At 65.2% G+C, this 24,449-nt stretch carries 22 protein-coding genes; 7 read left to right on the top strand and 15 right to left on the bottom strand.

What is annotated here, in order from left to right; all coding sequences use genetic code 11:
• Positions 1-194: 194 nt before the first annotated feature.
• The 6 genes from E6C48_RS02475 to E6C48_RS02450 form a co-directional block, all read right to left on the bottom strand.
• A complete protein-coding gene (locus E6C48_RS02475; RefSeq protein WP_136353622.1) occupies positions 195-1,997 on the bottom strand; it encodes an ABC transporter ATP-binding protein in 1,803 nt (600 codons plus the stop codon).
• A 454-nt stretch (positions 1,998-2,451) separates the two neighbouring features.
• Positions 2,452-2,871, bottom strand: coding sequence for a hypothetical protein (locus E6C48_RS02470; RefSeq protein ID WP_136353620.1), 420 nt, complete (start codon positions 2,869-2,871; stop codon positions 2,452-2,454).
• A gap of 205 nt (positions 2,872-3,076) precedes the next feature.
• Positions 3,077-3,475, bottom strand: a complete 399-nt coding sequence (locus E6C48_RS02465; RefSeq protein ID WP_136353618.1) for a GNAT family N-acetyltransferase — start codon at positions 3,473-3,475, stop codon at positions 3,077-3,079.
• Between the two features lie 4 nt (positions 3,476-3,479).
• A complete protein-coding gene (locus E6C48_RS02460) occupies positions 3,480-5,162 on the bottom strand; it encodes an NAD+ synthase (protein WP_136353616.1) in 1,683 nt (560 codons plus the stop codon).
• A 55-nt stretch (positions 5,163-5,217) separates the two neighbouring features.
• Positions 5,218-5,577: a diacylglycerol kinase gene (locus tag E6C48_RS02455; protein WP_136353614.1), complete on the bottom strand. Its 360-nt coding sequence runs from the start codon at positions 5,575-5,577 to the stop codon at positions 5,218-5,220.
• Between the two features lie 41 nt (positions 5,578-5,618).
• Positions 5,619-6,038, bottom strand: a complete 420-nt coding sequence (locus tag E6C48_RS02450; protein WP_136353612.1) for a GFA family protein — start codon at positions 6,036-6,038, stop codon at positions 5,619-5,621.
• Positions 6,039-6,355: 317 nt separating this feature from the next.
• On the opposite strand from E6C48_RS02450, the gene E6C48_RS02445 reads away from it, so the two are divergent.
• Positions 6,356-7,426: a GGDEF domain-containing protein gene (locus tag E6C48_RS02445; RefSeq protein ID WP_136353610.1), complete on the top strand. Its 1,071-nt coding sequence runs from the start codon at positions 6,356-6,358 to the stop codon at positions 7,424-7,426.
• 80 nt (positions 7,427-7,506) lie between these two features.
• Here E6C48_RS02445 and E6C48_RS02440 read toward each other — a convergent pair whose 3' ends face one another.
• Both E6C48_RS02440 and E6C48_RS02435 read right to left on the bottom strand, forming a co-directional pair.
• Positions 7,507-8,883 (bottom strand): class II 3-deoxy-7-phosphoheptulonate synthase, encoded by a 1,377-nt coding sequence (locus E6C48_RS02440; protein WP_136353607.1) that lies wholly within the window; start codon positions 8,881-8,883, stop codon positions 7,507-7,509.
• Between the two features lie 399 nt (positions 8,884-9,282).
• Positions 9,283-9,516 (bottom strand): hypothetical protein, encoded by a 234-nt coding sequence (locus E6C48_RS02435; protein ID WP_136353605.1) that lies wholly within the window; start codon positions 9,514-9,516, stop codon positions 9,283-9,285.
• Here E6C48_RS02435 and E6C48_RS02430 point away from each other — a divergent pair.
• Positions 9,515-11,425, top strand: a complete 1,911-nt coding sequence (locus E6C48_RS02430; protein ID WP_136353603.1) for an ABC transporter ATP-binding protein/permease — start codon at positions 9,515-9,517, stop codon at positions 11,423-11,425. The two genes, E6C48_RS02435 and E6C48_RS02430, sit on opposite strands and share 2 nt — an antisense overlap.
• A gap of 169 nt (positions 11,426-11,594) precedes the next feature.
• Here E6C48_RS02430 and E6C48_RS02425 read toward each other — a convergent pair whose 3' ends face one another.
• On the bottom strand, positions 11,595-12,032 hold the full coding sequence (locus E6C48_RS02425; RefSeq protein WP_136353601.1) for a MarR family winged helix-turn-helix transcriptional regulator: 438 nt from the start codon (positions 12,030-12,032) through the stop codon (positions 11,595-11,597).
• Positions 12,033-12,180: 148 nt separating this feature from the next.
• Here E6C48_RS02425 and E6C48_RS02420 point away from each other — a divergent pair, with 148 nt between their 5' ends.
• The gene (locus E6C48_RS02420) at positions 12,181-13,965 is read left to right on the top strand and encodes a chloride channel protein (protein WP_136353599.1); all 1,785 of its coding nucleotides are present in this window, start codon (positions 12,181-12,183) and stop codon (positions 13,963-13,965) included.
• Positions 13,966-14,220: 255 nt separating this feature from the next.
• Positions 14,221-15,585 carry a magnesium transporter gene (gene mgtE / locus E6C48_RS02415; RefSeq protein WP_136353597.1) on the top strand — a complete coding sequence of 455 codons (1,365 nt, stop codon included), beginning with the start codon at positions 14,221-14,223 and terminating at the stop codon, positions 15,583-15,585.
• 15 nt (positions 15,586-15,600) lie between these two features.
• Here mgtE and gor read toward each other — a convergent pair whose 3' ends face one another.
• The 3 genes from gor to rpiA form a co-directional block, all read right to left on the bottom strand.
• Positions 15,601-16,992, bottom strand: a complete 1,392-nt coding sequence (gor, locus tag E6C48_RS02410; RefSeq protein ID WP_136353595.1) for a glutathione-disulfide reductase — start codon at positions 16,990-16,992, stop codon at positions 15,601-15,603.
• A gap of 103 nt (positions 16,993-17,095) precedes the next feature.
• Positions 17,096-17,683, bottom strand: coding sequence for a DUF2059 domain-containing protein (locus E6C48_RS02405; protein ID WP_136353593.1), 588 nt, complete (start codon positions 17,681-17,683; stop codon positions 17,096-17,098).
• Positions 17,684-17,704: 21 nt separating this feature from the next.
• Positions 17,705-18,400, bottom strand: coding sequence for a ribose-5-phosphate isomerase RpiA (gene rpiA / locus E6C48_RS02400; protein ID WP_136353591.1), 696 nt, complete (start codon positions 18,398-18,400; stop codon positions 17,705-17,707).
• Between the two features lie 125 nt (positions 18,401-18,525).
• On the opposite strand from rpiA, the gene E6C48_RS02395 reads away from it, so the two are divergent.
• Entirely contained in the window at positions 18,526-19,224 is a 699-nt protein-coding gene (locus E6C48_RS02395; protein WP_136353589.1) for a phosphoglycolate phosphatase, read from the top strand.
• A gap of 19 nt (positions 19,225-19,243) precedes the next feature.
• The gene (locus E6C48_RS02390; RefSeq protein WP_136353587.1) at positions 19,244-19,759 is read left to right on the top strand and encodes a CAP domain-containing protein; all 516 of its coding nucleotides are present in this window, start codon (positions 19,244-19,246) and stop codon (positions 19,757-19,759) included.
• A 131-nt stretch (positions 19,760-19,890) separates the two neighbouring features.
• On the opposite strand, the gene E6C48_RS02385 is transcribed toward E6C48_RS02390, so the two are convergent.
• The 3 genes from E6C48_RS02385 to E6C48_RS02375 all read right to left on the bottom strand — a co-directional run bounded on the left by E6C48_RS02385 (position 19,891) and on the right by E6C48_RS02375 (position 23,304).
• A complete protein-coding gene (locus tag E6C48_RS02385) occupies positions 19,891-21,429 on the bottom strand; it encodes a DHA2 family efflux MFS transporter permease subunit (RefSeq protein WP_136353585.1) in 1,539 nt (512 codons plus the stop codon).
• Positions 21,430-21,646: 217 nt separating this feature from the next.
• Positions 21,647-22,828: an HlyD family secretion protein gene (locus tag E6C48_RS02380; RefSeq protein ID WP_136353583.1), complete on the bottom strand. Its 1,182-nt coding sequence runs from the start codon at positions 22,826-22,828 to the stop codon at positions 21,647-21,649.
• Positions 22,825-23,304 (bottom strand): MarR family winged helix-turn-helix transcriptional regulator, encoded by a 480-nt coding sequence (locus E6C48_RS02375; protein ID WP_136353999.1) that lies wholly within the window; start codon positions 23,302-23,304, stop codon positions 22,825-22,827. The genes E6C48_RS02380 and E6C48_RS02375 overlap by 4 nt, the downstream gene beginning before the upstream one ends.
• Positions 23,305-23,521: 217 nt before the next feature.
• Here E6C48_RS02375 and E6C48_RS02370 point away from each other — a divergent pair, with 217 nt between their 5' ends.
• Positions 23,522-24,442: a DMT family transporter gene (locus tag E6C48_RS02370; protein WP_136353581.1), complete on the top strand. Its 921-nt coding sequence runs from the start codon at positions 23,522-23,524 to the stop codon at positions 24,440-24,442.
• Positions 24,443-24,449 lie beyond the last annotated feature (7 nt).

Here is a 24,449-nt window from a genome sequence, read left to right as displayed (position 1 = left end):
CTCAGGACAGTGGCGCAGGGTGTTGCCCCCCTCTCCGTCGCGCTTCGCGCGCCACCTCTCCCCCGTTCCGGGGGAGAGGATACGCCGGCCACAGGCTTGGCACCCATCCTCTCCCCTCACGAAGTGGGGGAGACGTGGCTCGGCAAAGCCGAGACGGAGAGGGGGATCGCCTTGTGCGATAGCCAGCCGCCCCCTCATGCCAGCCCCTTGGTCAGCTCCAGCGCCTGACGCTCGAACAGCCGGCGGTAGATGCCGCCCTGCAGACGGATCAGCTCGTCGTGCGAGCCTTCCTCGGCGATCCTGCCCCGGTCGAAGACCAGCAGTCGGTCGAGCGAGCGCACGGTGGAGAGTCGGTGCGCGATGACCAGCGTCGTGCGCCCCACCATCAGCCGTTCCATCGCCTGCTGGATCAGCACCTCCGATTCCGAATCGAGGCTGGACGTCGCCTCGTCGAAGATCAGGATCGGTGCATCCGCCAGGAAGGCGCGCGCGATCGCCACGCGCTGGCGCTCGCCACCGGACAGCTTGACGCCGCGCTCGCCGACCAGCGTGCCGTAGCCCTTGGGCAGCGCCGTGATGAAGTGGTGGGCGCTGGCCTGCCGCGCCGCCTCCTCGATCTCGGCCTGCGTCGCCGAGGGCCGGCCGTAGGCGATGTTCTCCGCCAGCGAGCGATGGAACAGGATCGGCTCCTGCTGCACGATGGCGATCTGCGAGCGCAGCGACGCCTGCTGCACCCCGGCGATATCCTGGCCGTCGATCAGGATACGCCCGCCGCTGACGTCGTAGAGCCGCTGGATCAGCTTGACGAAAGTCGTCTTGCCGGAGCCGGAATGCCCGACCAGCCCCACCCGCTCGCCCGGCTTAATCCTGATGGAGAAATCCCGGTAGAGCGGCAGGCGGTGGTTGCCGTAATGGAACGTCACATGGTCGAAGGTGATGCCGCCCTCCCCGATGCGGATCGGCCCGGCGCCCGGCCGGTCGTCGACATCCAGCGGCTGCGCCTCGAAATCGACCAGCTCCTCCATGTCGTTGACGGAGCGCTGCATGTTGCGGATGTGCATGCCGATGTCGCGCAGGTAGCCCTGCAGCACGAAGAAGGAGGTCAGCACGAAGGCGACGTCGCCGGCGCTTGCCTGCCCCCAGCTCCACAGCACCAGCACGAAGCCGATGACGGCGGCCCTCAGGCCGAGCAGCATCATTCCCTGCGTCGTGCCGTTCACCGTGCCGCGCATCCAGGTGCGGCGGGTGCGGCCGCGCCACTTGGCAACGACCTCTGCGAAGCGCGCTTCCTCGCGCTCCTCGGCGCCGAAACCCTTCACCACCGCGTTGCAGCTCACCGCGTCGGCCAGCGACCCGCCGAGCTTGGTGTCCCAGATGTTGGCGAGCCGGGCCGCCGGCGCGACATAGCCGAGCGACAGCGCGGCGGTGACCGCGATGAACACCAGCGAGCCGATGGCGATGACCAGCCCCATCATCGGCCAATACCAGCCGAGAAGCACGGTCGAGCCGACCAGCATGACCAGCGACGGGAACAGCGCGATCAGGATGGTGTCGTTGAGCAGGTCGAGCGCCCACATGCCGCGCGTCACCTTGCGCACGGTCGAGCCGGCGAAGGAGTTCGCGTGCCAGTCCGTCGAGAAGCGCTGGACGCGATGGAAGGCGTCGGCCGAGATGTCGGCCATCATCTTCAGCGTCAGGTCGGTGATGCCGACGAAGGCGATGTTGCGCATGACGACGGAGCCAAGCGCCAGGGCGATCAGCGTGACGAAGGCCGCCTTCGCGGCATCCCAGGCCACGGCATCGGCCGCGGCGCCGGAGGCCACCGCATCGACCAGCCGTCCGGAATAGAGCGGGGTGAGCACGTCGGCCAGCGTCGCGACCATGAAGGTGACGACGATCAGCGCCAGCCGCCAGGGCTGGCGCCGCCAATGGCGGACGGTGAAGCCAAGCACGCTGGCGAAGGCGCCGCCGCCGAGGTCGGTTTTGAAACGAGTCATGATGTCAATCGGGCGGCAATTCGCCCGGCCTCAAAAATCAGAAATGGAAAGAACCGCTCGCAGGCGCTTCGCCTGCTGGTCGATGCGAATTCGACAATCGGCCGGAAAACCGGCGGCGATCATGCCTAGGCCTTGCGGCCCCCTTTAGCGATGTCAAATCGTGGCATACGTGACCTCCCCCAACGGGAATCGCGGAATATCGGCTTATAGCCAGCGCTTTGAACCGCGCCAACCCCTTGCCGGGCAGAAATCACGGCTGGCCGAATCGTTGAGGTATATCTGCAACAGCGCTAGTCGTGGCTCCCCTCAATGTGGAAGGCAACCTGACGAGGACGGCAAATCCTTCGAGATCGCGTGTTGCCGGACAGCCGGCGGCGCGTCGTCACTATGAGTAGGGTATCGAAAAGGCTGCGAGCCGAAAGGACTCCGGCTCGCCATTCCATAAAAGGTCGTCCTAGTTGACTGTCGTTTCGGAGGCGGCGTCCGCCGTCGTCGCTGCCGGAAGTTCCGCGCTGGCAAGCTGCTGGGCGCAGAGTTCGGCCGCCCCGTCCACCGGCTTTTCCATCTTGGCGAAGGTGACCCAGCCGCCCTTTTCGACGAAGGTGTCGCGCTTCCAGGTATCTTCCTTCTTCAGTTCCGCCAGCTGTGCCGAAGCGTCGGGCGCCGCGAGGAACCTGTGAACGCAGATGTTGGCCGCGAGTTGCGCCGCCGCCTGTTCGCCTGCCGTTTCCGCCTGCTTGGTCGCCGTGCCGCCGGTCACCCAGCCGCCCCACGAGAAGCCGACGATCATGGTCAGCACCGCAGCGCCGACGCAGGACCAGAGCCAGACCGCCTTGGACGGCCGATAGGCACTCCATTTTTCTCCCATGGACATTGTTTTCCTCCTCAGTCTCTTTTCGGGAATTGTCGCGACCTGATCAATCACGATACGCAACAGAGTAACACAGTTCGTGATGATGACCACCCGTAATGAGCGGAAGAGGAAAAGCGTCAAGCCTCGCCGCCGCGTCACTCGCCCGCCAAGCGCGCAACAGCGATGCCGGAATCGATGGGAAAACAGGGCGTTCTCTTGTCCCGATCTATCGATCGAGGCGCATTTCGTTGCCGTTCGTCACGCGGCGAAATCCGAAACGCTCGTACAGGCCATGCGCATCGCTGGTGTTGAGCATCCAGGCGGAAACCGTTTTCAGATCGGCATGGTCGAGAAGTGCCGCGACAAGGGCCTTGCCGATCCCCTTGCCGCGCTGGTCGGGCCACACGATCACGTCGGAAATACGCGCGAACACCGCACGATCCCCCGAGGCGCGCGCAAACCCCACCTGCCTGCCATCGATCCGGGCAATCGCGCAAACCGAGTTCTCGAAGGCGCGACGATTGATGGCGTCGCTCCTGCCTTTCCCCCAATAGCTGGCCCCAAGGAGGTCCGCCGTCGCCCTGAAATCGAGCAGGGTCAGATCATGGACAATCTCGAGGCTCATCGGCTCATCCCCGGTCGCGGAACCGGTTGGTGATCGGGTAGCGGCGGTCGCGACCGAAATTCTTGCGCGTGATCTTGACGCCGGGGGCGGCCTGCCGGCGCTTATATTCGGCGATGTAGAGCAGGTTTTCCACCCGCGCCACCGTCGCCCGGTCATGACCGCGCGCGACGATCTCGTCCACGCCCATCTCGTGCTCGACGAGGCATTCGAGGATGTCGTCCAGCGCCGGATAGGGCGGCAGCGAATCCTGGTCCGTCTGGTTCTCGCGCAGTTCGGCGGACGGCGCCTTGTCGATGATGTTGACCGGGATCACCTCTCCGCTCGGCCCCAGCGCGGTCGGCGGCACATGGGCATTGCGCCAGCGCGAGATCGCATAGACCTGCATCTTGTAGAGGTCCTTGATCGGGTTGAAGCCGCCGTTCATGTCGCCGTAGAGCGTGGCGTAACCCACCGACATCTCGCTCTTGTTGCCGGTGGTCACCACCATCGAGCCGAACTTGTTGGAGATCGCCATCAGGATGGTGCCGCGCGCGCGGCTTTGCAGGTTTTCTTCCGTGATGCCCTCGCGCGTGCCCTCGAAAAGCTGCGACAGCGCGTGCGAAAACCCTTCCACCGGCTCGAAAATCGGCACGATGTCGTAGCGAGTGCCGAGCGCGCGGGCGCAGTCCTCGGCATCCTTCAGCGAATCCTTCGACGTATAGCGGTAAGGCATCATCACGCAGCGCACGCGCTCCTCGCCCAGCGCATCGACGGCAAGCGCCGCGCAGATCGCCGAATCGATGCCGCCGGAAAGGCCGAGGACTACATTCTTGAAGCCGTTCTTGTTCACATAGTCACGCAGGCCGACCATGCAGGCACGGTAGTCCGCCTCCTCCTTCTCCGGAATGCGTGACTTCGGCCCCTGCGAACAGACCCACCCATCGGCCGTCCGCTTCCAGGTGACGACGTCCACCGTCTCCTCGAACTGGCTCATCTGGAAGGCGAGCGACTTGTCGGCGTTGATGCCGAAGGAGGCGCCGTCGAACACAAGTTCGTCCTGGCCGCCGAGCTGGTTGGCCCACACCAGCGGCAGGCCCGTCTCGATCACCTGCTTCAGCACCACCTGCTGGCGCACGTCCTGCTTGCCGCGATAGTAGGGCGAGCCGTTGGGCACCAGAAGCATCTCGGCGCCGCTCTCGGCCAGCGTCTCGCACACGCCGAGATCGCCCCAGATATCCTCGCAGATCGGGATGCCGATGCGGATGCCGCGGAAATTCACCGGCCCGGAAATCTCCGGCCCGGCCTGGAAGACGCGCTTCTCGTCGAACTCGCCGTAATTCGGCAGGTCGACCTTGTAACACTCGCCGATGATCTTGCCGCCATCGGCGACGACGACCGAGTTGTGCGTGCCGCTCTTGCGCTTCAGCGGCGTGCCGATGATGACGCCCGGCCCGCCATCCGCCGTATCCTTGGCGAAATCCTCGGCCGCCTTCTCGCAGGCCTTCAGGAAGGCAGGCTTCAGCACGAGGTCTTCCGGCGGATAACCGGCCAAGAAAAGCTCGGTGAACAGGACGAGGTCGGCGCCCTGCCGGGCGGCGTCCGCCCTCGCCTCGCGCGCCTTGGCGAGGTTGCCGGTGACGTCGCCGACGGTCGGGTTGAGCTGGGCGATGGCGATGCGCAGGATATCGGGAGCGGCTTTCTTGGTCATGAGCGGGATTTAGCCTGCCCTGAGCGCTCCGACAACGCCCCTTCGATTGGTCCTGCTATACGGCCCCGCCGGCCAGGCGCCCGGCGATGGCGACGATCCAGATGCCGGCGGCGAGAACGACGGCGATCAGCACCGCCAGCGAGCCGCAATCCTTGGCAAGCTGGATGTCGGCGTTGAACTCGCGGCTCACCGCGTTGCAGGCGGCCTCGATGCCGGTGTTCAGAACTTCAACCAGCATCAGAAGCAGGACGGCCCCGACCAGCAGCGCATAGCCGCTCCAACTGGTCGAGACGAACCAGCCGACCGGCAGCGCCAGCACCAGCAGGGCGAGTTCCTGCCTGAACGCAGCCTCACCGGAAGCCAACCGGCGGAAGGCGCGCAGTGAATTCTGCCAGGCATGGATGAGGCGCATCATGGGCGTGATCTTCTCCGCATAGCGCGCTTATCCGACGTCTTTCAGTCGCGGGCAACCGCAGCGGGCGTCTCATAGTCGGTAAATTGCGGCAGCCCATCGCAGATTTCGTAGTAATCGCCCTTATCGGCAACGAAGATGTGGCTGTCGCCGGCAAGACCGGTAGGACGGTCGAAGGCTCCGGCCATGATCGACGTGGTGTCGGTTCCCTCCTGCTTCCAGAACAGCAGCGAACCGCAGGTACGGCAAAAGCCGCGCCGGGCATCGGCGGAAGCGGCATACCAGGCGAGATGCGGCCCACCTTCGACGGCGAGGCCGGTGTCCGACGCGCTGGTGGCGGCGACGAAATGGCCGCTTTGACGGCGGCATTGCGAGCAGTGGCAGTAGATCACGCCACGTAGCCTGCCGCGCGTCCTGAAGCGCACGCCACCGCACAGGCACCCGCCTTCGTGAATCGTCTCCATCCGTCTCTCCTTCCTGCATGGCCGATGGACGCAGCATTCCACAGGATCGGGACGGCCGCATCGGCAAATACGACAGCCGGCAACATGGGCGCGAAATGCAATATAGAGAATTGTATACACTTTATAGTAGAAATAGATGCCTTCAAATTCGCGGAATTAAGGAAGATTTAGCGATACCGTATCTATGGTGATGCACGCGAAGATCGCAGCTGGGGGCGCGTTCTTCGTCATGTTTCAAGAACACTCCGCGCGCCCTCCATCGGCAAGGACGATCCGTGCGACCCGGCACAGAGTCTCAAGGGGAGAATGAAACGCGCATGCAGCCGGCAGCCGCAACGCTCGAACGCAGCACCGACCTGGCAACCGCTGTCGTCACGACCATGCGCCAGCTCGGCGTCATGGGCCTGCCGCGCAACTACGAGATATTCTACGAAGCGCTGAGCGGATCGAACCCCGCGCTCAGCCTCGCCGTCGTGGCTTTGAACAACCGGCCGACCCAGGAGGAACTCGACGCCATCGGCCGCAAGTTCTTCTCCCAGAACCACGGCCAGGGCATCGTCGAGCAGGCGCGCGAGACCCTCGCCAGGGAGCTGGAGGACGTCGCCTCGCTTTTGCGCAGCGAACGTTCGCATATCGAGAAATACGGCAGGATCCTCGACGAGACGTCGAACGGCCTCAACAGCCGCAGCACGATCTCCAGGGAGCTGTTGCAGAAGATCGTCGGCGCGATCTCCGTCGCCACCACCTCGACGATCGATCACGGCAGGCAGGTTCTCTCGACGCTGTCCGACAAGTCGGCCGAACTCGAAAGCGTGAAGTCGAAGCTGGAGGAATACAAGCGCCTGGCCGACACCGATCCGCTGACGCAGATCTGGAACCGGCGCGCCTTCGACAAGGAGATCGCGCGCATCTACAATTCGAGCAAGGGCATCCTGTTCAACGCCCTGATCCTGGCCGATATCGACCGCTTCAAGGACATCAACGACCGTTTCGGCCATCCTGTCGGCGACAAGATCATCCAGATCATCGCCGACATCTTCCAGTCGAACAGCCATGCCGGCGTGTTCGTGGCGCGCACCGGCGGCGAGGAATTCGCCCTTATCGTCGAAGGCGCCAGCGAGGACACGACCTACCAGATGGCCGAGCGCATCCGCGCGCTGGTCGAGCAGACGCCGTTCGCCAGCCCCCAGACCGGCACGAACTACGGCACCGTCACCGTCTCGATGGGCATCTGCATGGCCTCGGAAGGCGACAGTCCGGAGGACCTCTACACAAAGGCGGACCGCGCGCTCTACCGCTCCAAGGTGGCAGGCCGCAACCGCGTCACCCGCCACTCCACCATGGCCGGCCCGTCGGGCAAGAACTGGCTGCTCTACAAGAAGGACTGAACGAGAGCATCCAATTCACGCAAAGAAAAAGGCGCCCTCTCAGGCGCCTTTTCCTTTCAACCCGGCAATAGCCGCCGGACTTATTCCGCCGCTTCCGTATGCCGCTGCCGCACCGGCGCGTTCTTCTTCAAGAGGTCCGACACCAGGAACGCCAGCTCGATCGCCTGGTCCGCGTTGAGGCGCGGGTCGCAATGGGTGTGATAGCGGTCATGCAGGTCCTCGGCGGTGATGGCGCGCGCGCCGCCGGTGCATTCAGTGACGTTCTTGCCGGTCATCTCGACATGGATGCCGCCCGGATGGGTGCCCTCGGCCCGATGCACCTCGAAGAAGATCTCCACTTCCTTCAGGATGCGGTCGAAAGGCCGCGTCTTGTAGCCTGCAGCCGTGATGGTGTTGCCGTGCATGGGATCGCACGACCACACGACCGAGCGGCCTTCCTTCTCGACGGCGCGCACCAGCTTCGGCAGATGCTCACCCGCCTTGTCGGCGCCGAAGCGGGCAATCAGCGTCAGCCGGCCCGGCTCGTTCTCGGGGTTGAGCAGGTCGATCAGTTCGATCAACCCGTCCGGCGTCAGCGAAGGGCCGCACTTCAGGCCGAGTGGGTTCCTGATGCCCCGGCAGTATTCGATATGCGCATGATCGGGCTGGCGCGTGCGGTCGCCGATCCAGATCATGTGGCCCGACGTCGCGTACCAGTCGCCGCTGGTCGAATCGACGCGCGTCAGCGCTTCCTCGTAGCCGAGCAGCAGCGCCTCATGGCTGGTGTAGAAGTCCGTCTCGCGCAACGCGAAATTGCTCTCCGATGTGATGCCGACGGCACGCATGAAGTCCATCGTCTCGGTGATGCGGTTGGCGAGCGCACCGTACTTCTCCGCCTGCGGGCTGTCGGAGACGAAGCCCAGCATCCAGCGATGCACGTTCTCCAGGCTGGCATAGCCGCCCTGGGCAAAGGCGCGCAGAAGGTTGAGAGTCGCGGCCGACTGGCGATAGGCCATCACCTGCCGCTGCGGATCGGGCACGCGCGACTTCTCGTCGAACTCGATGCCGTTGATGATGTCGCCGCGGTAGCTCGGCAGCGTCACGTCCGCCTTCGTCTCGTTGTCGGACGAGCGCGGCTTGGCGAACTGGCCGGCGACGCGCCCGACCTTCACCACCGGCTGCGCGCCGGCATAGGTCATCACCACGGCCATCTGCAGGAACACGCGAAAGAAGTCGCGGATGTTGTCCGCGCCGTGCTCGGCGAAGCTCTCGGCGCAATCGCCGCCCTGTAGGAGGAATGCGTCACCGGCGGCGACAGTCGCCAGCTGTTTCTTCAGCTTGCGCGCCTCGCCGGCGAAAACCAGCGGCGGAAAGCTGGCGAGCTGCGCCTCGGTGTCCTTCAGCGCGCCCAGATCCGGATAGGCGGGAACTTGGCTAATCGGCTTGGCTCTCCAGGAATTCGGCGACCACTTCGTCATGTCAGCACCCGACGCGCCTTCAACGCGCTTTCAAAGCAGGCAAGATTGCCCGCAAAACCAATCCCCGTATGGGATGGCGGCTCCTTACAGGAAGCCCGGTTCCTATTCTAGTGCGGATTTTCCCCGCATGCGACCGACGGGCCGCCGGCCTGCGGCGGCGCTGTCACGGAAGCTTCGTCCGCTGACGATAAACGAAGCGCCAAAGCCTCGAATCAAGTCACGCCGAAAGCCGTCGAAATGCATCCGAAGGTCAATCACGCCGCCTCAAGCGGGTCGTCCGAGGGCATTCGACCGCTGAATTTTTCTTGCCGGACCTTCCCTCACGTAAGCAAGGCAGTTGCCGGCAAAGCGATTCAACAGACTGAATTCATTGACGAAAATGCGATTGCTGCAAAATTGTCACAGACGGCATCTGTTGCTCTCTCGCCACGTTTGCGCCGTCAATCCGCCATGCCCAAACAAAATTAATGGAAAATGATCAATTGGTGTTACCATCCGTAACAATACGAAAAAAGGTTTGGGCGGGATAGTGATTCGGAGCGGCAGACTGCGGCGCTCAATGTCGGAACAAAAAGGTGACGCCGCCCAGCCGGCGCCTTCCCGGAAGGCGGCCTCCACCCCGGTCTCTTCCATGCGCAATTTCTGGGGCCTGATGCGGGCCTACTGGTTCTCCAGCAGTTGGAAGGAAGCCTGGACGCTGACGGTGGTGATCGCCCTGCTCACCGCCCTGTCGTCGAAGGCGGGTGTCTGGTTCGCGGAAGCTTCGGGCGAACTGATCAACTCGATCGCCTTCTTCCACGATGCCGCCAACACCACGCCGCTGACCTCGCTGCTCGAGAACGCGGCCTTCCTCGTCGGACTTGTGGTCATCAAGGACGCCGGCATCACCGGCAGCCGCACCTATATTTCGGCCACCCTGCACCGCCGCTGGCGGGCCTGGCTGGACAACCGTTTCAACGAAGCGCTGCTGGACGCCAACCACAGCCATTTCCATGCCCAGCACGGCGCCGGCACGCCGGCGCCCGACAACATCGACCAGCGCGTCCAGGAATCGATCAAGGACATGACGGGCGGCGCCATCGGCCTTGCCATGGGCGTCATGGCGGTGGCGACCTCGCTGTACTTCGTCGGCCAGAAGCTGATCTCCTCCTCCACCGAAGTCGCCGGGCTCGAATTCCTCGGCAGCTACGGCAGCGCCGTACTCGCCTTCGTCGCCGTGGCCGTCTACGTGCCGCTCAACACCTGGATCGCCGTCAAGCTCGGCGGCATGCTGGAACAGCTTTCGATCCGCATGCAGCGGGCCGAGGGAAGCTATCGCGGCGAATTGACGACGCTGCTGCGCCGTTCCTTCCATGTCGCGGCCTCACGCGGCGAGGACGTGCAGAAGGCCATGCACGAGCGCCTTTACGTCGACATCGACCAGACCTGGGGCCGCCACAACATCGTGAGCGCCAGCTATGCTTCCTTCGAGCGGGTCTACAATTTCGTCGGCGCCCGCATCGTCGCCTACGGCCCGGGGCTGATCCCCTTCGTCCACAACCGCATCGATCTCAAGGGCTACATAACCGGCGCTGAGCTGGTCAACGCCCTGATCAGCCAGTGCTCGTGGTTCATCCACGTCATGCCCGCCATCGCCACGTTGCGCGCCAATTCCAAGCGCGTCATCGAAGTGGCCGTCGCCATCGAGAACGTGCAGAAGCCGGACGAATTCTATCGCCGGACGGGCCGCTCGGAGTTCCGCCGCACCAGCCAGAACCCGGTCTTCGGGCTGACCATCCAGAACCTGGAACTGGCGCACGAGGGTCACGACACCACGCCGTTCCTGGCCATCGACCAGTTGCGATTCCGGCGCGGCGAATGGATTTTCCTGCGTGGCGAGTCCGGTTGCGGCAAGACATCGCTGCTGAAAGCCATCAACGGCCTGTGGCCCTACGGGCGCGGCACCATCGTCCTGCCGGAGGGCGTCAAGAGCTTCTACGCCGCGCAGGACGTGCGCCTGCCGCAGGTGTCGCTGAAGGAACAGGTCTGCCTGCCCGACGCACCTAAGGACCATTCGGACGCGCGCGTCGCGGCCGCCCTTCACAAGGCCGGGCTCGGCGAGTTCATCGAGCACCTCGGCGACGTCACCCGCCAGGGCAAGGGCTGGGACCAGCAGCTTTCGGGCGGCCAGAAGCAGAAGCTGGTGGTGGCGCGCATCCTGTTGCAGCAGCCGGGCCTGCTGTTCCTCGACGAGGCGTCGGCCGCGCTCGATCCGGAGGGCAAGATCGCCTTCCACCAGGCGATCAAGGACAACTGCCCCAACGCCACCGTCGTCAGCATCATGCACGAGGCGACCCCGCCGCGCTCGGCCTCCGGCACGGAATTCTACGATTCGGTCGTGACGATCGCCGACGGCACCGTCATAAAGAAGCCGCTCCAGCCGCCGCTGCCGGCCGAGATCACCGAGATCCTCAACCGCCCCGCGATGCGCCAGCCGACCCGCTCGCCGGCGATGGAGGAAGGCTGGCGCCGCATCGCCCGCCTGCGGCTGAAGCAGAAGTAGGCGCGACACGCCGCAGGCGGTTTCCCGGAGCCTGTTTCGAAATTCGCTCTGGCGAGCCATATGGTGGTGGTTTGGAGAACCGTAGCGCAGCGGACATTTGGTCCATGAGCAACGGAAGCGCAGAAACCGCCATCAAATGGCCGTCAGAGTAGAATTTCTAAACAGGCTCTCAGCCGTCCCGCCGCGACAGCACCTTGGTCAGCATCGGCTCGACGCGTGACAACTCGTCGAGATGGGCAGCCGAAAGCTCGGCAAGCAGCGCTTCCGCCCGCTCGGTCAGGATCAGCATGACCTTGCGCTGGTCGTCCTCGGCGTGGCGGCGCTCGACGAGCCCCGCTTCGCTCAGCCGGTCCACCAGTTCCACGGCGCTGTGGTGGCGGATGCGAAGCCGCTCGGCCAGATCTCCCACCGACACCGGCCCGCCGCCGGGAAAGCCCTTGATGGCCAATAGAGCCTGATGGTGGCGTGGCTGCAGGCCGACCGCCTTGGCCGCGTTCTGGCTGAATTCGAGGAAGCAGCGGATCAGGTAACGGAACTGCGACAGAGCGTGATAGTCGGCCTGCGTGATCTCGGCACCCCGCCGTCGCTGCGATTTTTCCGTACTCATGCCCGTTTCCACCCCGATCGGTCCGCACGCGGACCACATACGACTTGAATTTATATCGTGTTGCGATAGAGAGCGATCACCGTCGACCCCGCGCGCAGACGGCCGGCAGCATAGCCGCCGATCCTGGATTCTCGAAAGACATACTGCAATGAAGACCGGCCAGCCAGACCAGCACGCCATGAGCGACTTCACCACGGATGCGCGCATGCTACTGATCGCGGCCATAGCGGCGGTGGTGGCGACCGTGGCCGTCGGTGCCGGCGTGCTTCTGATGGACCTGATAAAGCTCGCCACCAACCTGTCCTATTTCGGCCGGGCGACGCTGGCCGACCTCAAATTGCAGGACACGCCGCTCGGCCTGTTCGCCGTGCTGGTGCCGGTCGTCGGCGCGCTGATCGTCGGGCTGATGGCGCGCTACGGCTCGGACAAGATTCGCGGCCACGGCATTCCGGAAGCGCTGGAAGCCATCCTGCTCGGCCGCTCGCGGCTCTCCTTCAAGGTTGCGATCCTCAAGCCGCTCTCCTCGGCGATCTCCATCGGCACCGGCGGCCCGTTCGGCGCCGAGGGGCCGATCATCATGACCGGCGGCGCCATCGGCTCGCTGATCGCACAGGCGCTGCCCGTCTCCGACGCCGAGCGCAAGACGCTGCTGGTGGCGGGTGCCGCCGCCGGCATGACCACCGTCTTCGGCACGCCGATCGCCGCCATCATGCTGGCGGTCGAACTGCTGCTGTTCGAATGGACGCCGCGCAGCTTCGTGCCGGTGGCCGCCGCCGCCATCCTGGCCGATGTCGAGCGCACGATGCTCCACCTGCCCTCGCCGCTGTTCGCCACCCACGCCGAAATGGCGATCACGCTGACCGGCCTTGCCGGCTGGATGTTCATCGGCCTGTGCGGCGGGCTGCTGTCGGGCCTCCTCACCCAGATCGTCTACCGCTGCGAAGACGCCTTCCTGAAGCTGCCCATCCATTGGATGTGGTGGCCGGCCATCGGCGGCCTGATCGTCGGCCTCGGCGGCCTGATCGAGCCGAACGCGCTCGGCGTCGGCTATTCCAACATCGCCGAGATGCTGGCCGGCGAGACCGTGCTGAAAGCGGCGCTGCTGCTCCTGGTGGTCAAGGCGATCATCTGGTCGGTGGCGCTGGGTTCGGGCACGTCCGGCGGCGTGCTCGCCCCGCTGCTCATCATCGGCGGCGCCATGGGCACCGTTCTGGCCGGCGTGCTTCCGCCAGCCGATCCCGGCTTCTGGGCGCTGCTCGCCATGGCCGCGACCATGGGCGGCACCATGCGCGCGCCGCTGACGGCCACCTTCTTCGCCGTCGAACTGACCGGCGACACGCAGGCGCTGGTGCCGCTGATCGCCGCCTGCGCCACCGCGCATGCCGCCACCGTGCTGATGATGAAGCGCTCCATCCTCACCGAGAAGATCGCGCGGCGCGGCCTGCACCTGGTGCGTGAATACCGGGTCGACCCCTTTGCGCTGACCAGGGTCAGCGAGGTGATGACGACCGGCGTGGAGACGGTGCCTTCGGCAATGACGCTGCATGGCGCGGCTGCGCACCTGACCTCGCCCGACACGAAGCATCCCAGCTTCCCGGTCGTCGATGCGGAAGGTCATGTGCTCGGCGTCATCGACCCGCCTCAGATCATGCGCTGGCGCCGCCGCGGCGTGCATCGCCACGCAACGCTTGGCGAATTGCTCACAGGGGCCAAGATCACGCTGGCTTATCCAGACGAATATCTCGAAAGCCTGGCCGAAAAGCTGCAGACCGCGAACGTCTCGCACCTGCCCGTCGTGTTGCGCGAGGACAACACCCTTGTCGGCTACATCGGCTGGAAGGACCTGATGCGGGTGCGCACCAAGGCGCAGGCGGAAGACCGCGACCGCGCCCGCTTCATCGCCCTGCCCCGCCGAAAGGCCACCGGTGGCTGAGCCCTCGTTCCGGCGCTTCGCGGCCGCTCTCATCACAGTGTCGCGACCCCCGTCCGAAGGCCGTCTTGCGGGCGCAATTCCGATTGACTTGCAGGCGCTTGCTCCTATGGTGCGGCCGTTCGCCGGACCATTGTCCAGAACCGCGAACAGAAAGGTCACCGCGCCATGCCTGGCGACAGTTACAGTCGAACACAATCGCCGTCTGTCTGACGTGACCTGAAGGGCTCACGCCAGCCGGGCGGCAAGGAGTGAGCCATGAACGAATTCGCACGCGTCGCGGGCAGCGATGCCCTCGCCTTCGCCCGTATCCTCGCAAACGACCACATCGCCGACATCGTCGAGGCCCTGAACGGGGAACCGCACGACGTCGCCGCCGAACTGCTCGCCGAAGTGCCGTTCGAGCGGCTGGTCGAGATCTTCGACAAGCCGGAACTCGAGGCGGCGCCCGAACTGGTGGCCATGCTGCCGCGCGCGCGCGCCGGCAAGCTGCTGGCGGCGATGTCGGTGGACCGCGCGGCCGATGTGCTGCGCGAACTGGCCGAACCGGCGCGCTCCGAGGTACTTGGCGAGCTTTCCCCCGCCGTCAGGGCCACGTTGCTGTCCATCCTCGGCTATCCCGAGCACAGCGCCGCCTCCATCATGACGACCGAATATGTCAGCGTGCCGCCGGACTGGACCGTCGGCCGCACGCTCGACTACATCCGCAAGGTCGAGCGCACCCGCGAGACGATCTACGCCATCTATATCGTTGATCCAAGAACGCAGGAGCTGCTGCGTGCGCTGAGCCTGCGCCGGCTGATCACCGGCAACTCCGACTATCGCATCCTCGACGTCGCGCCCGACCGCACGCCGGTCAGCGCCACCCCGCTCACCGACCGCGAGGACGTCGCGCGCCAGATGTCGAAATACGACCTCCTGGCCCTCCCCGTCGTCGAGAACGGCCGCATGCTGGGCATCGTCACCGTCGACGACATCATGGACGCCATGATCGAGGAGACGACCGAGGACGTGCATCGCTTCGGCGGCATGGAGGCGCTGGACGAGCCCTACATGAAGATGGGCTTCCTGCCGATGATCGGCAAGCGTGGTGGCTGGCTGTGCGCCCTGTTCCTCAGCGAAATGCTGACGGCGAGCGTCATGCAGCACTATGAGGTCGAGCTGGAAAAAGCCATCGTGCTGACGCTGTTCATTCCGCTCATCATGAGCTCCGGCGGCAACTCCGGCTCGCAGGCGACGTCGCTTGTCATCCGCGCCCTGGCGCTACGCGAAATTTCACTGGCCGACTGGTGGCGGGTGGCCCTGCGCGAACTGCCGAGCGGCCTGATGCTCGGCACCATGCTCGGCCTGGTCGGCGTCGCCCGCATCACCCTTTGGCAGCATCTGGACCTCTACGACTACGGCCCGCACTGGCATCTCATCGCCGCCACGATCGGAGTGGCGCTGATCGGTATCGTCACCTTCGGATCGCTTACCGGCTCCATGCTGCCCTTCGCCCTGAAGCGGCTCGGCTTCGATCCGGCAAGCGCGTCGGCACCGTTCGTCGCCACGCTGGTCGACGTCACCGGCCTCGCCATATATTTCTCGGTGGCGCTGGTTATCCTGCGCGGCACGCTTCTGTAACGCCGACGGCGCGCGTCAGTCGATGCGCGCGCCGTCCTTCACCCGGTAGCTCGGCTTGTACATGGTGACCAGTTCTTCCGCCGCCGTCGGATGCACCGCCATGGTGCGGTCGAAATCGTCCTTGGTGAGGCCTGCCTTGATCGGAATGCCGAGCAATTGCGCCATCTCGCCGGCATCCGGACCGAGGATGTGCGCGCCGATCACCTTTCGGCTCTTGCCGTCGACCACAAGCTTCATCAGCATCTTTTCCTGGCGGCCGGAAAGCGTGTGCCGCATCGGCCGGAACGAAGCGCGATAGATTTCCAGCTCGGCGAACCGCTTGGCCGCCTCGTCCTCCGACAGGCCGACGGTGCCGATCTCCGGCTGCGAGAAGACGGCGGTGGCGATGGTCTCGTGGTCGGGCTTCGTCGGATTGTCCTTGAAGGCGGTTTCGATGAAGCACATCGCCTCGTGGATCGCCACCGGCGTCAATTGCACCCGGTCGGTGACATCGCCGACCGCCCAGATGTTGTCGACGCTGGTGCGCGAATACGCGTCCACGACGATGGCGCCCTTCTTGTCGAGCTCGACGCCGGCCTTGTCCAGGCCGAGCGATTCGGTGTTCGGGACGCGGCCGATGGCGAGCATCATCTGGTCCACCGTCAGCACCTCGCCGCCGGTCACCGTCACGTCGAGCCGCCCGTCGGCACGCTTGACCACTTTTTCCGACAGCGAACGGCACAGGATGCGGATGCCCTTCTTCTCCATCGTCTCGTGCAGCATTGTCCTCAGGTCCATGTCGAAACGGCTGAGGATTTCGGTGCCGCGATAGATCAGCGTGGTCTCGACGCCGAGACCATGGAAGATGTTGGCGAACTCGACGGCGATATAGCCGCCGCCCTCGATGGCGATCGCCTTCGGCAGTTCCGCGAGATGGAACGCCTCGTTGGAGACAATGCAGAATTCATTGCCCGGCAGCGCCGGATGCGCCGCCGGACGCCCGCCGGTGGCGATCAGGATCTGGTCGGCGGTGACGGTGCGGTTCAGGCTTTCCAGCCGCACCGTATGGCGATCGATCAGCGTGGCGCGCGTCTGGAAGGTTTCGCCGCCGGCGCCTTCGACGTTCCTTTTGTAGATCGCCTCCAGGCGGCCGATTTCCTTGTCCTTGTTGGCGATCAGCGTCGCCCAGTCGAAGCGCGCCTGAGGCACCGTCCAGCCGTAGCCGGCCGCATCCTCGAAATGTTCGGGGAACTGCGAAGCGTAGACGAACAGCTTCTTCGGCACGCAACCGCGAATGACGCAGGTGCCGCCGAAACGATACTCCTCGGCGATGCCCACGCGCTTGCCGAGCGCGGCCGCCACCCGCGCCGCCCGCACGCCGCCGGAGCCGCCCCCGATGACGAAAAGGTCGTAGTCGTAGGTCGTCATGGCGAACTCCCGAAGAGAATGAACAGATCCACAGGTATGCGGCGGGCGGCCAAAAGAAAAGGCCCGGACGACGCCGGGCCTTTGAAACAGATGCTTTGGAGGCTCAGCCGCCGTTGCCGCTGTCGGCGGGCTTGGCCGCGTCATCGGCAGGCGCGGCCGTACCGTCGGCGGGCGCGGCAGGCGCCTTGGTCTTGGAGGCGGCGGCCAGCGCCTCGCCCACTTGCTGCGCCAGGTCGCGTGCGATGCCGTTCTGCCAGATTTCGGCGGCCTTGACCAATTCGCGCGTGGCGATGGGGCCGGTTTCCAGCAGCTTCTTGCCCGACGGCGACGAATAAAAAGCGGCGATGTCCTTCAGTTCCTGCTCGGAAAACGACTTGGCGTAGGCCGTGGCCGCTTCGTTCTCCAGGTCGGCGCGGCGCGAGGCGAGCGCCAGCGCCTTTTCCGATATGGTGGTGCTGATGAGCTGTTCCATATCCGGGTTCTTCTGGATGAGCTGCTGTTGCAAGCCTGCCGCCGCAGCAGGCAGGATGTTGTCGAAGGGGTCGGTCGCGTGCAGCGCCGAAATCGCCTCATGCGCCGCCTTGAGATGCGATTCGGACACGTCCTGCGCCAGCGCCGGCAGGGAAAAGGCGATGACGGCGGATGCCGCCAGCGCGGCTGCAAGGCACCGGACCCGCTTGTTCAACATCATGATCGACAGGACTCCCTGGTTTTATCGGGCGTGGACGGTCTTGATACCATCGCTGCCGGCGACGATCGCCGCCGAGGCCAGACCGATGAAAAGGCCGTGCTCGACCACGCCCGGAATGGCGTGGAGAGCGTTCGAAAGTGCTCTTGTATCCGGAATGCGGCCAAAAGATGCGTCGAGAATAAAATGGCCGCCGTCGGTCACGAAAGGCGCCGCGCCCGTCATGCGCAAGGCGACCGGCCCCGAAAGACCCAGATTCTCGGCAGCTGCGGCGATCGCGAGTTCGGTGGCCCTGAGGCCGAACTTGTTGACTTCGATCGGCAACGGGAAACGGCCGAGCGTATCGACGATCTTGGAAGCGTCGGCGATGACGATCATGCGGTGCGAGGCCGCCGCGACGATCTTCTCGCGCAATAGCGCCCCGCCGCCGCCCTTGATGAGAGACAAGTCCGGATCGATCTCGTCGGCGCCGTCGATGGTGAGATCGAGTTCGGGCGTATCGTCCAGCGTCGAAAGCGGCACGCCCACTTCCAGGCAGAGCGCAGCCGTGCGCTCGGAGGTCGGCACGCCGATGACGGTGAGCCCGCCGGCCACCTTCTCGGCGAGAAGCCGCACGAACGCCTCGGCCGTCGAACCCGTGCCGATGCCCAGCCGCATGCCGTCGCCGACATGTGCAAGCGCCGCGCGGGCGGCTTCGACCTTCAGTTCGCTGGCATTCATGCAGGCGGTTCCGCTTTTCCTGCCGGGCTCCTAGCATTTTTGCGGAATGCGTCAAAGGGCAGTCTGTCCTTGCCTGTAACGCCCGCAGGGACTATCCGGCAGCGGTAACAGGCGAAGGACCCGACATGCAGCGCCCCATCATCGTATTCGACCTAGACGGCACCCTGATCGACACCGCGCCCGACCTGCTCGAGAGCCTGAACCACAGCCTTGCCGCCGGCGACCTGCCCGCGGTGGACGAGATCGGCTTCAAGGGCTTCGTCGGCCATGGCGGCCGCGTCATGATCGAGCGCGCCTTCGCCGCCCGGCAAAAGGCGCTCGCCGCCGCCGAACACGACCGTCTGCATTCGCTGTTCGTCGATCACTACACGATCAACATTCCAGGCAAGTCGCGCCCTTATCCCGGCGTCCTGCCGGCCATCGCCCGCTTCGAGGAAGCGGGCTATCTGCTCGCCATCTGCACCAACAAATATGAGGCGAACTCACTGGCGCTGATCGAGGCGCTGGGGATGACGAAACATTTCGCCGCCATCGCCGGCCAGGACACGTTCGCCTTCCGCAAGCCGGACCCGCGCCACCTTCTGGAGACGATCAGGCGCGCCGGCGGCGATCCCGACCGCGCCGTCATGGTGGGTGATTCGCAGACCGACATCGACACCGCCAAGGCCGCCGGCATTCCGGTCGTGGCCGTCGACTTCGGCTACACCGACCGTCATGTCAGCGAGTTCGAGCCGTCGCGGGTGATCTCGCATTTCGACGAACTGACGCCCGATCTCGCCGCGCGGCTGATCGCCGCCGCCCACCCTGCCCGGCAAATGCCATGATCGCCGCTATCAACGCAGTATGAGCACCCTTTCGCCCCACAATCCGTCGACGCCGTCCCGAACCGCCGCGAAAACGGTTTTCGCAAGCGTCTGCCTCGCCGCGCTGCTGGCCTTGCAGGCCTGTGGCAGCATGCAGCCGACAGGAGATGGCGGCGGCGCATCGGGCGCGGCGGCCCCTGCCCTCAACGCCTTTCGCGCCGAACAGGGCCTTTCCGCCCTGGCGCCGGACCCGCAACTGGAACAGGCCGCCTTGCAGCAGGCCCGCTACATGGCCGCCGCCGGCCGCATGGAGCACAAGACGGGTTGGGGCAAGGATTTCGCCACGCGCGTGAGGGCCAACGGCATCGCGGGCGCCGCGGCCGAAAACATCGCCGCCGGCCGCATGGACACCGCACGCGTATTGAACACCTGGGAAAACTCGCCGCCGCACCGGCGCAACATGCTGGACCGGCGCTTCACCCGCTTCGGCCTCGCCTATGTCCGCGATGGCAAGAACAGCGACTGGCGCTACTGGGCGATGGTGCTGGGGAAGTAAGGATTAGGGCAGTAAGGCAATAGGGCAATAGGGCAATAGGGCAATAGGGGAGTACGGCAGTAGGGGAACAAGGAAAGAGTGCTTTCGTCCCGCCTATTCCCCTATTCCCTTATTCACCTATTCCCCTCACCCTAATCCATATGCGCCGCCGGCGCACCGCCGCCGCCCGACGGCGCATGCTTGGGCTTGCGCAGCAGGAAGATGAGCGGCAGGGCGAGCAGGGTCACGCCCATCATCAGCTTGAAATCGTTGACGTAGGAGATCATCAGCGCCTGGATGTTGACCATTCCGTTCAACTGCGACAGCGCGTTGGGGTCGCCCAGCACCGCCGCCGGCGAGGCCTCCCAGAGATTGGGATTGAACGGGTTGATGTAGGCGCCGAGTTCGGCGTGGTTGATCTGCATGTTGCGCGTCAACAGCACCGACACGATCGAGATGCCGATGGAGGAGCCGATGTTGCGCACCAGCGAGAACAGCGCCGTGGCGTCGGTGCGGTAGCGCGCCTCCAGCGTCGCGAACGCCACCGTCGACAACGGCACGAAGACAAGGCCGAGGCCGAGGCCCTGGACGACGCCGCTGCTGATGATGAGCCAGCTGTCCATCTGCGGCGAGAAGCCCGACATGGTGTAGAGCGACTGCGCCGTCAGAAGCAGGCCGACGACCACCAGGATGCGTGCATCGACGATGCGCACGATGCGGCCGACGATCAGCATCGAGATCATCGTGCCGACGCCGCGCGGCGCCATGACGAGGCCGGTGGTTATGGTCGGGTAGCCGAAGATGGTCGACAGCATCGGCGGCAGCAGCGCGAGGCTGGCCAGAAGGATGACACCGATGACGAAAATGAACACCAGCCCCGTCGCGAAATTGCGGTCGAGGAAGATCTTCGGGTCGATGAACGGATGCTCGGCCGTCAGCATATGGACGATGAAGACCCAGAAGCCGGTGATGGCGAGCCCCAGCTCGATCCAGATCTCGACCGAGGAGAACCAGTCGGCGTCGGCGCCGCGGTCCAGCATCAGCTGCAGCGCACCGACGCCGAGCGACAGCATGGCGAAGCCGAAGAAATCGAAAGACCTGACGCGCTTGGCGATGTTGGGCAGGTAGGCGGCCGAGCCGAGGAAGGCGATGATGCCGACCGGCAGGTTGATGAAGAAGACCCAGCGCCAGTTGAAGCTCTCGGTCAGCCAGCCGCCGAGCGTCGGGCCGATGATCGGGCCGACCATGATGCCGGCGCCCCAGATGGCCATCGCCTGGCCGTGGCGCTCGCGCGGGTTGATGTCGAGCAGGAAGGTCTGCGACAACGGCACGATCGCCGCGCCGAACACGCCCTGCATCAGCCGGAAGGCCACCATGGACTCCAGGCTCCAGGCGATGCCGCACAGCATCGACATGACGACGAAGCCGACGACGGACGTCAGGAAGAGCTGCTTGCGGCCGAGCCGGTCGGCCAGCCAGCCGGTGACCGGCGTCATGATGGCGGCGGCCACGATATAGGAGGTCAGGACCCAGTTGATGGTGTCCTGCGAGGCGCCGAGGTCGCCCGTCATCGACGGCAGCGCCACGTTGGCGATCGTCGTATCGAGCACCTGCATGATCGTCCCCAGCATGATGGAGACGGTAATCAGGCCGCGATGGGGAACTTCGCTATGGGTTTCGGGCGTGCTCATTGTCTGGACCTTGCCGGCCGCAGCCGGTCTTTCAATCTTGCCGCCGGTGAACCGGGTTCCGGGTGGCCGGCTACGCCGACGATCTCGCGACCGGCAACGGGGGGATAGCCGGTCCCGGGATCATCGGCTGATCGCCCAGCCACCCGGAGTACGGAACCGCACCTGTGGGGATGCTGTTCCGATGGGGTCGGCCGCGGATGCCGCGGCCGGAAAACGCTTACTCGCCTTCCGCCGCCACGGCGTGGCCGCCGAACAGGCCGGCGAAACCGCGCGTGTGGCCGGTATCGACGGTGACGTCGGCGCTCATGCCGGTGCGCAGCGCCAGCTTCCCGGCGTTGTCGTCCAGCTTCAGCCGCACCGGAATGCGCTGCGTGACCTTGACCCAGTTGCCGGTGGCGTTCTGTGCCGGCAGCAGCGAGAACTCCGCGCCGGTGCCTGCGCCGATCGCCTCGACGGTCGCCTTGAAGGTCCGGCCCGGATAGGTGTCCAGCACCACATCGGCCGTCTGGCCGGGCTTCAGGTGGGTAAGCTGGGTCTCCTTGAAATTGGCGTCGATCCAGGTGTCCTCGGTTTCGACCAGCGCAAACAGCGGCGTTCCGGTGGAAACGTACTGGCCGACCTTGAACGACGCGGCCTGGTAGACGACGCCGTCGGCTGGCGCCGCCACGGTGGTCTGCGACAGGTCGAAGGCCGCCTTGTCGCGCTGGGCGAGCGCGGCCAGCACGGCCGGATGCTTGTCCGTCTCGATGGCCGGATTGCCGCCGAGCGCCGCCTTGGCGCTCTCGATGCCCTGTTCCGCCACGGCCAGTTGCTGCTTGGCCTTGTCCAGGTCGTTGCGGGCCTCGTCAAGGGCCGAGGTCGTGTTGATGCCCTTCTTGGCGAGGTCGGAAGCGCGATCGAACTGCGACTGCGCGTAGTTCACCTCGCTGGCCGCCGACTTCTCCTGCGCCATCGCCTGACTGTAGGCGGCGCGAAGCTGCTCGACATTGAGGCGCGCGTTGGCGACCGCGGCGTCCGCCTGCGCCAGCGCGATCTGATAAGGCTGCGGATCGATCTTGAACAGCACGTCGCCCTTCTTGACCGACTGGTTGTCGGCGACGTCGACCTCGACGATGCGGCCGGCGGTGTCGGCCGAAATCGAAACCCGGGCCTGCCGCAGGTTGGCGTTGTCGGTTTCCTCGTAGCGGCCGCCCGTCACCCACACATAGGCGCCGCCGGCCGCCAGAAGCAGCGGCAGCGCGAACATGAGGATGAAACGGCTGCGGCCGCGCTTCTTCTTTTTCGGCTGTGCGGCGGGCTCCGGCAGCGGCGGTACGACCGCGGCGGGAGCCGCCGGCTGCGCCGGAGCTTCCATTTCCAGCTTCGTCACGTTCTCGTCCACTTTGGTGACCGCGTTCATGCTGTTACGCTTTCCGTCTTTTTTGCCATGTCGCAGGACGACGTCTCGCCGTCCCCGAGATTCTCAACGATCTTGTCGAGGCAGACGATCAGCGTGCGCCGCTGATCCCGGGAAAGCCCGGCCAATGCCTCTTCGTAAACATCGCCCGCCATGCTTTTGACCGACGCATAGGCCTCGCGGGCCCTGGGCGTGGGATAAACCGTCCGCACCCGCCGGTCGGAAGGATCGGCTCGCCGCTCCACCCAGCCGCCCTCTTCCATGCGGTCGACGAGGCGTGAGACGCTGATCGGCTCGATTTCGAGAAGTTCCGCCAGGCGAGCCTGGGTGATTCCTTCTTCTTTCGCGGCGCGCACCATCAGCCGCCACTGCGCGGCGGACAGGCCGAAAGCACTGGCGCGCGCGTCGAAACGCTTGCGCATGTGGCGCTGCACATCGTGGATCAGAAATCCCAGTCTTTCTATGCCGTCGGAAACCATGAGCGCCATATATTATAAGCCTGCTTAGCTTTCAATATGCCGCAGCGCACAATCCTGTCATATCCGGACATCGCGGCTATGCGGATTTGCCGGACAGCCGCAAATCCCTGTTTCATCAAGGCTGGTGGCCCATCGCTTTGGCATTGCTGTCCGCCCCGTCTCGGGTAAAGGCTGAGCCCCCCGTCGACCATCGCGAACCGTCCGGTCGGAGCGTCTCGTGCCCCTTTCTCCCAATTTTCGCGGCGCGCTCTTCATGGTCGTCGCCATGGCAGCCTTCACGCTCAACGACGCGATCACGAAATTTTCTTCCGAATCGATGAGCATGGCGCAGGTGATGCTGGTGCGCGGCGTCTTCGCCACCGCCCTGGTCGCCCTGCTCGCCTGGCAGCAGGGCGCGCTGGCCCGGCCGCGTCTAGCGCTGCAGCCGCTGATCGCCCTGCGCGTCGCCGGCGAGGCAGGGGGCACCGTTTGCTATCTTCTGGCGCTCGCCCACCTACCGCTCGCCAACGTCTCGGCCGTGCAGCAGGCCCTGCCGCTGGCGGTGACGATGGGGGCTGCGCTGTTCTTCGGCGAGGGCGTCGGCTGGCGGCGATGGCTGGCGATCACCGTCGGCTTCGCCGGCGTGCTGGTCATCGTTCGGCCGGGCTTCGCGGGCTTCAGCGCCTATTCGCTGCTGGTCCTGGGCAGCGTATGCTTCTGCGCGGTGCGCGATTTGGTCACCCGGCGCATCCCCGACGACGTCCCCACCCTGCTGATCTCGGGCGTGACCTCGGTGGCCATGACGGTGCTGGGCGCAGCGCTGCTCCCCGTCATGGGCGGCTGGTCGCCGATGACCCATGCAAGCACCGGTTTCCTGGCATTGGCCGCCGTCCTGGTGCTGATCGGCTACCAGTTCATCATTATGGCCATGCGGGTCGGCGACATCTCCTTCATCGCGCCCTTCCGCTACACCGCCCTTCTGTGGTCGATCGTGCTGAGCGTGATGGTGTTCGGCGACTTCCCCGATTCCGCCATGATCCTCGGGGCGTTCATCATCGTCGGCTCCGGGGTCTATACGCTCTACCGCGAGCGCGTCACGGGCCGCGGCAAGGCAGCCTCCGAAAGCACTGGACCGAACCTCGCCCCGGACGGCATATAGGCCCGAC

The organism is Ollibium composti, from assembly GCF_004801285.1.
Taxonomy (GTDB): Bacteria; Pseudomonadota; Alphaproteobacteria; order Rhizobiales; family Rhizobiaceae; genus Mesorhizobium; species Mesorhizobium composti.
Note: the sequence above shows the minus strand (reverse complement) of the source record. Positions and strands in the feature narration are given on the sequence as shown.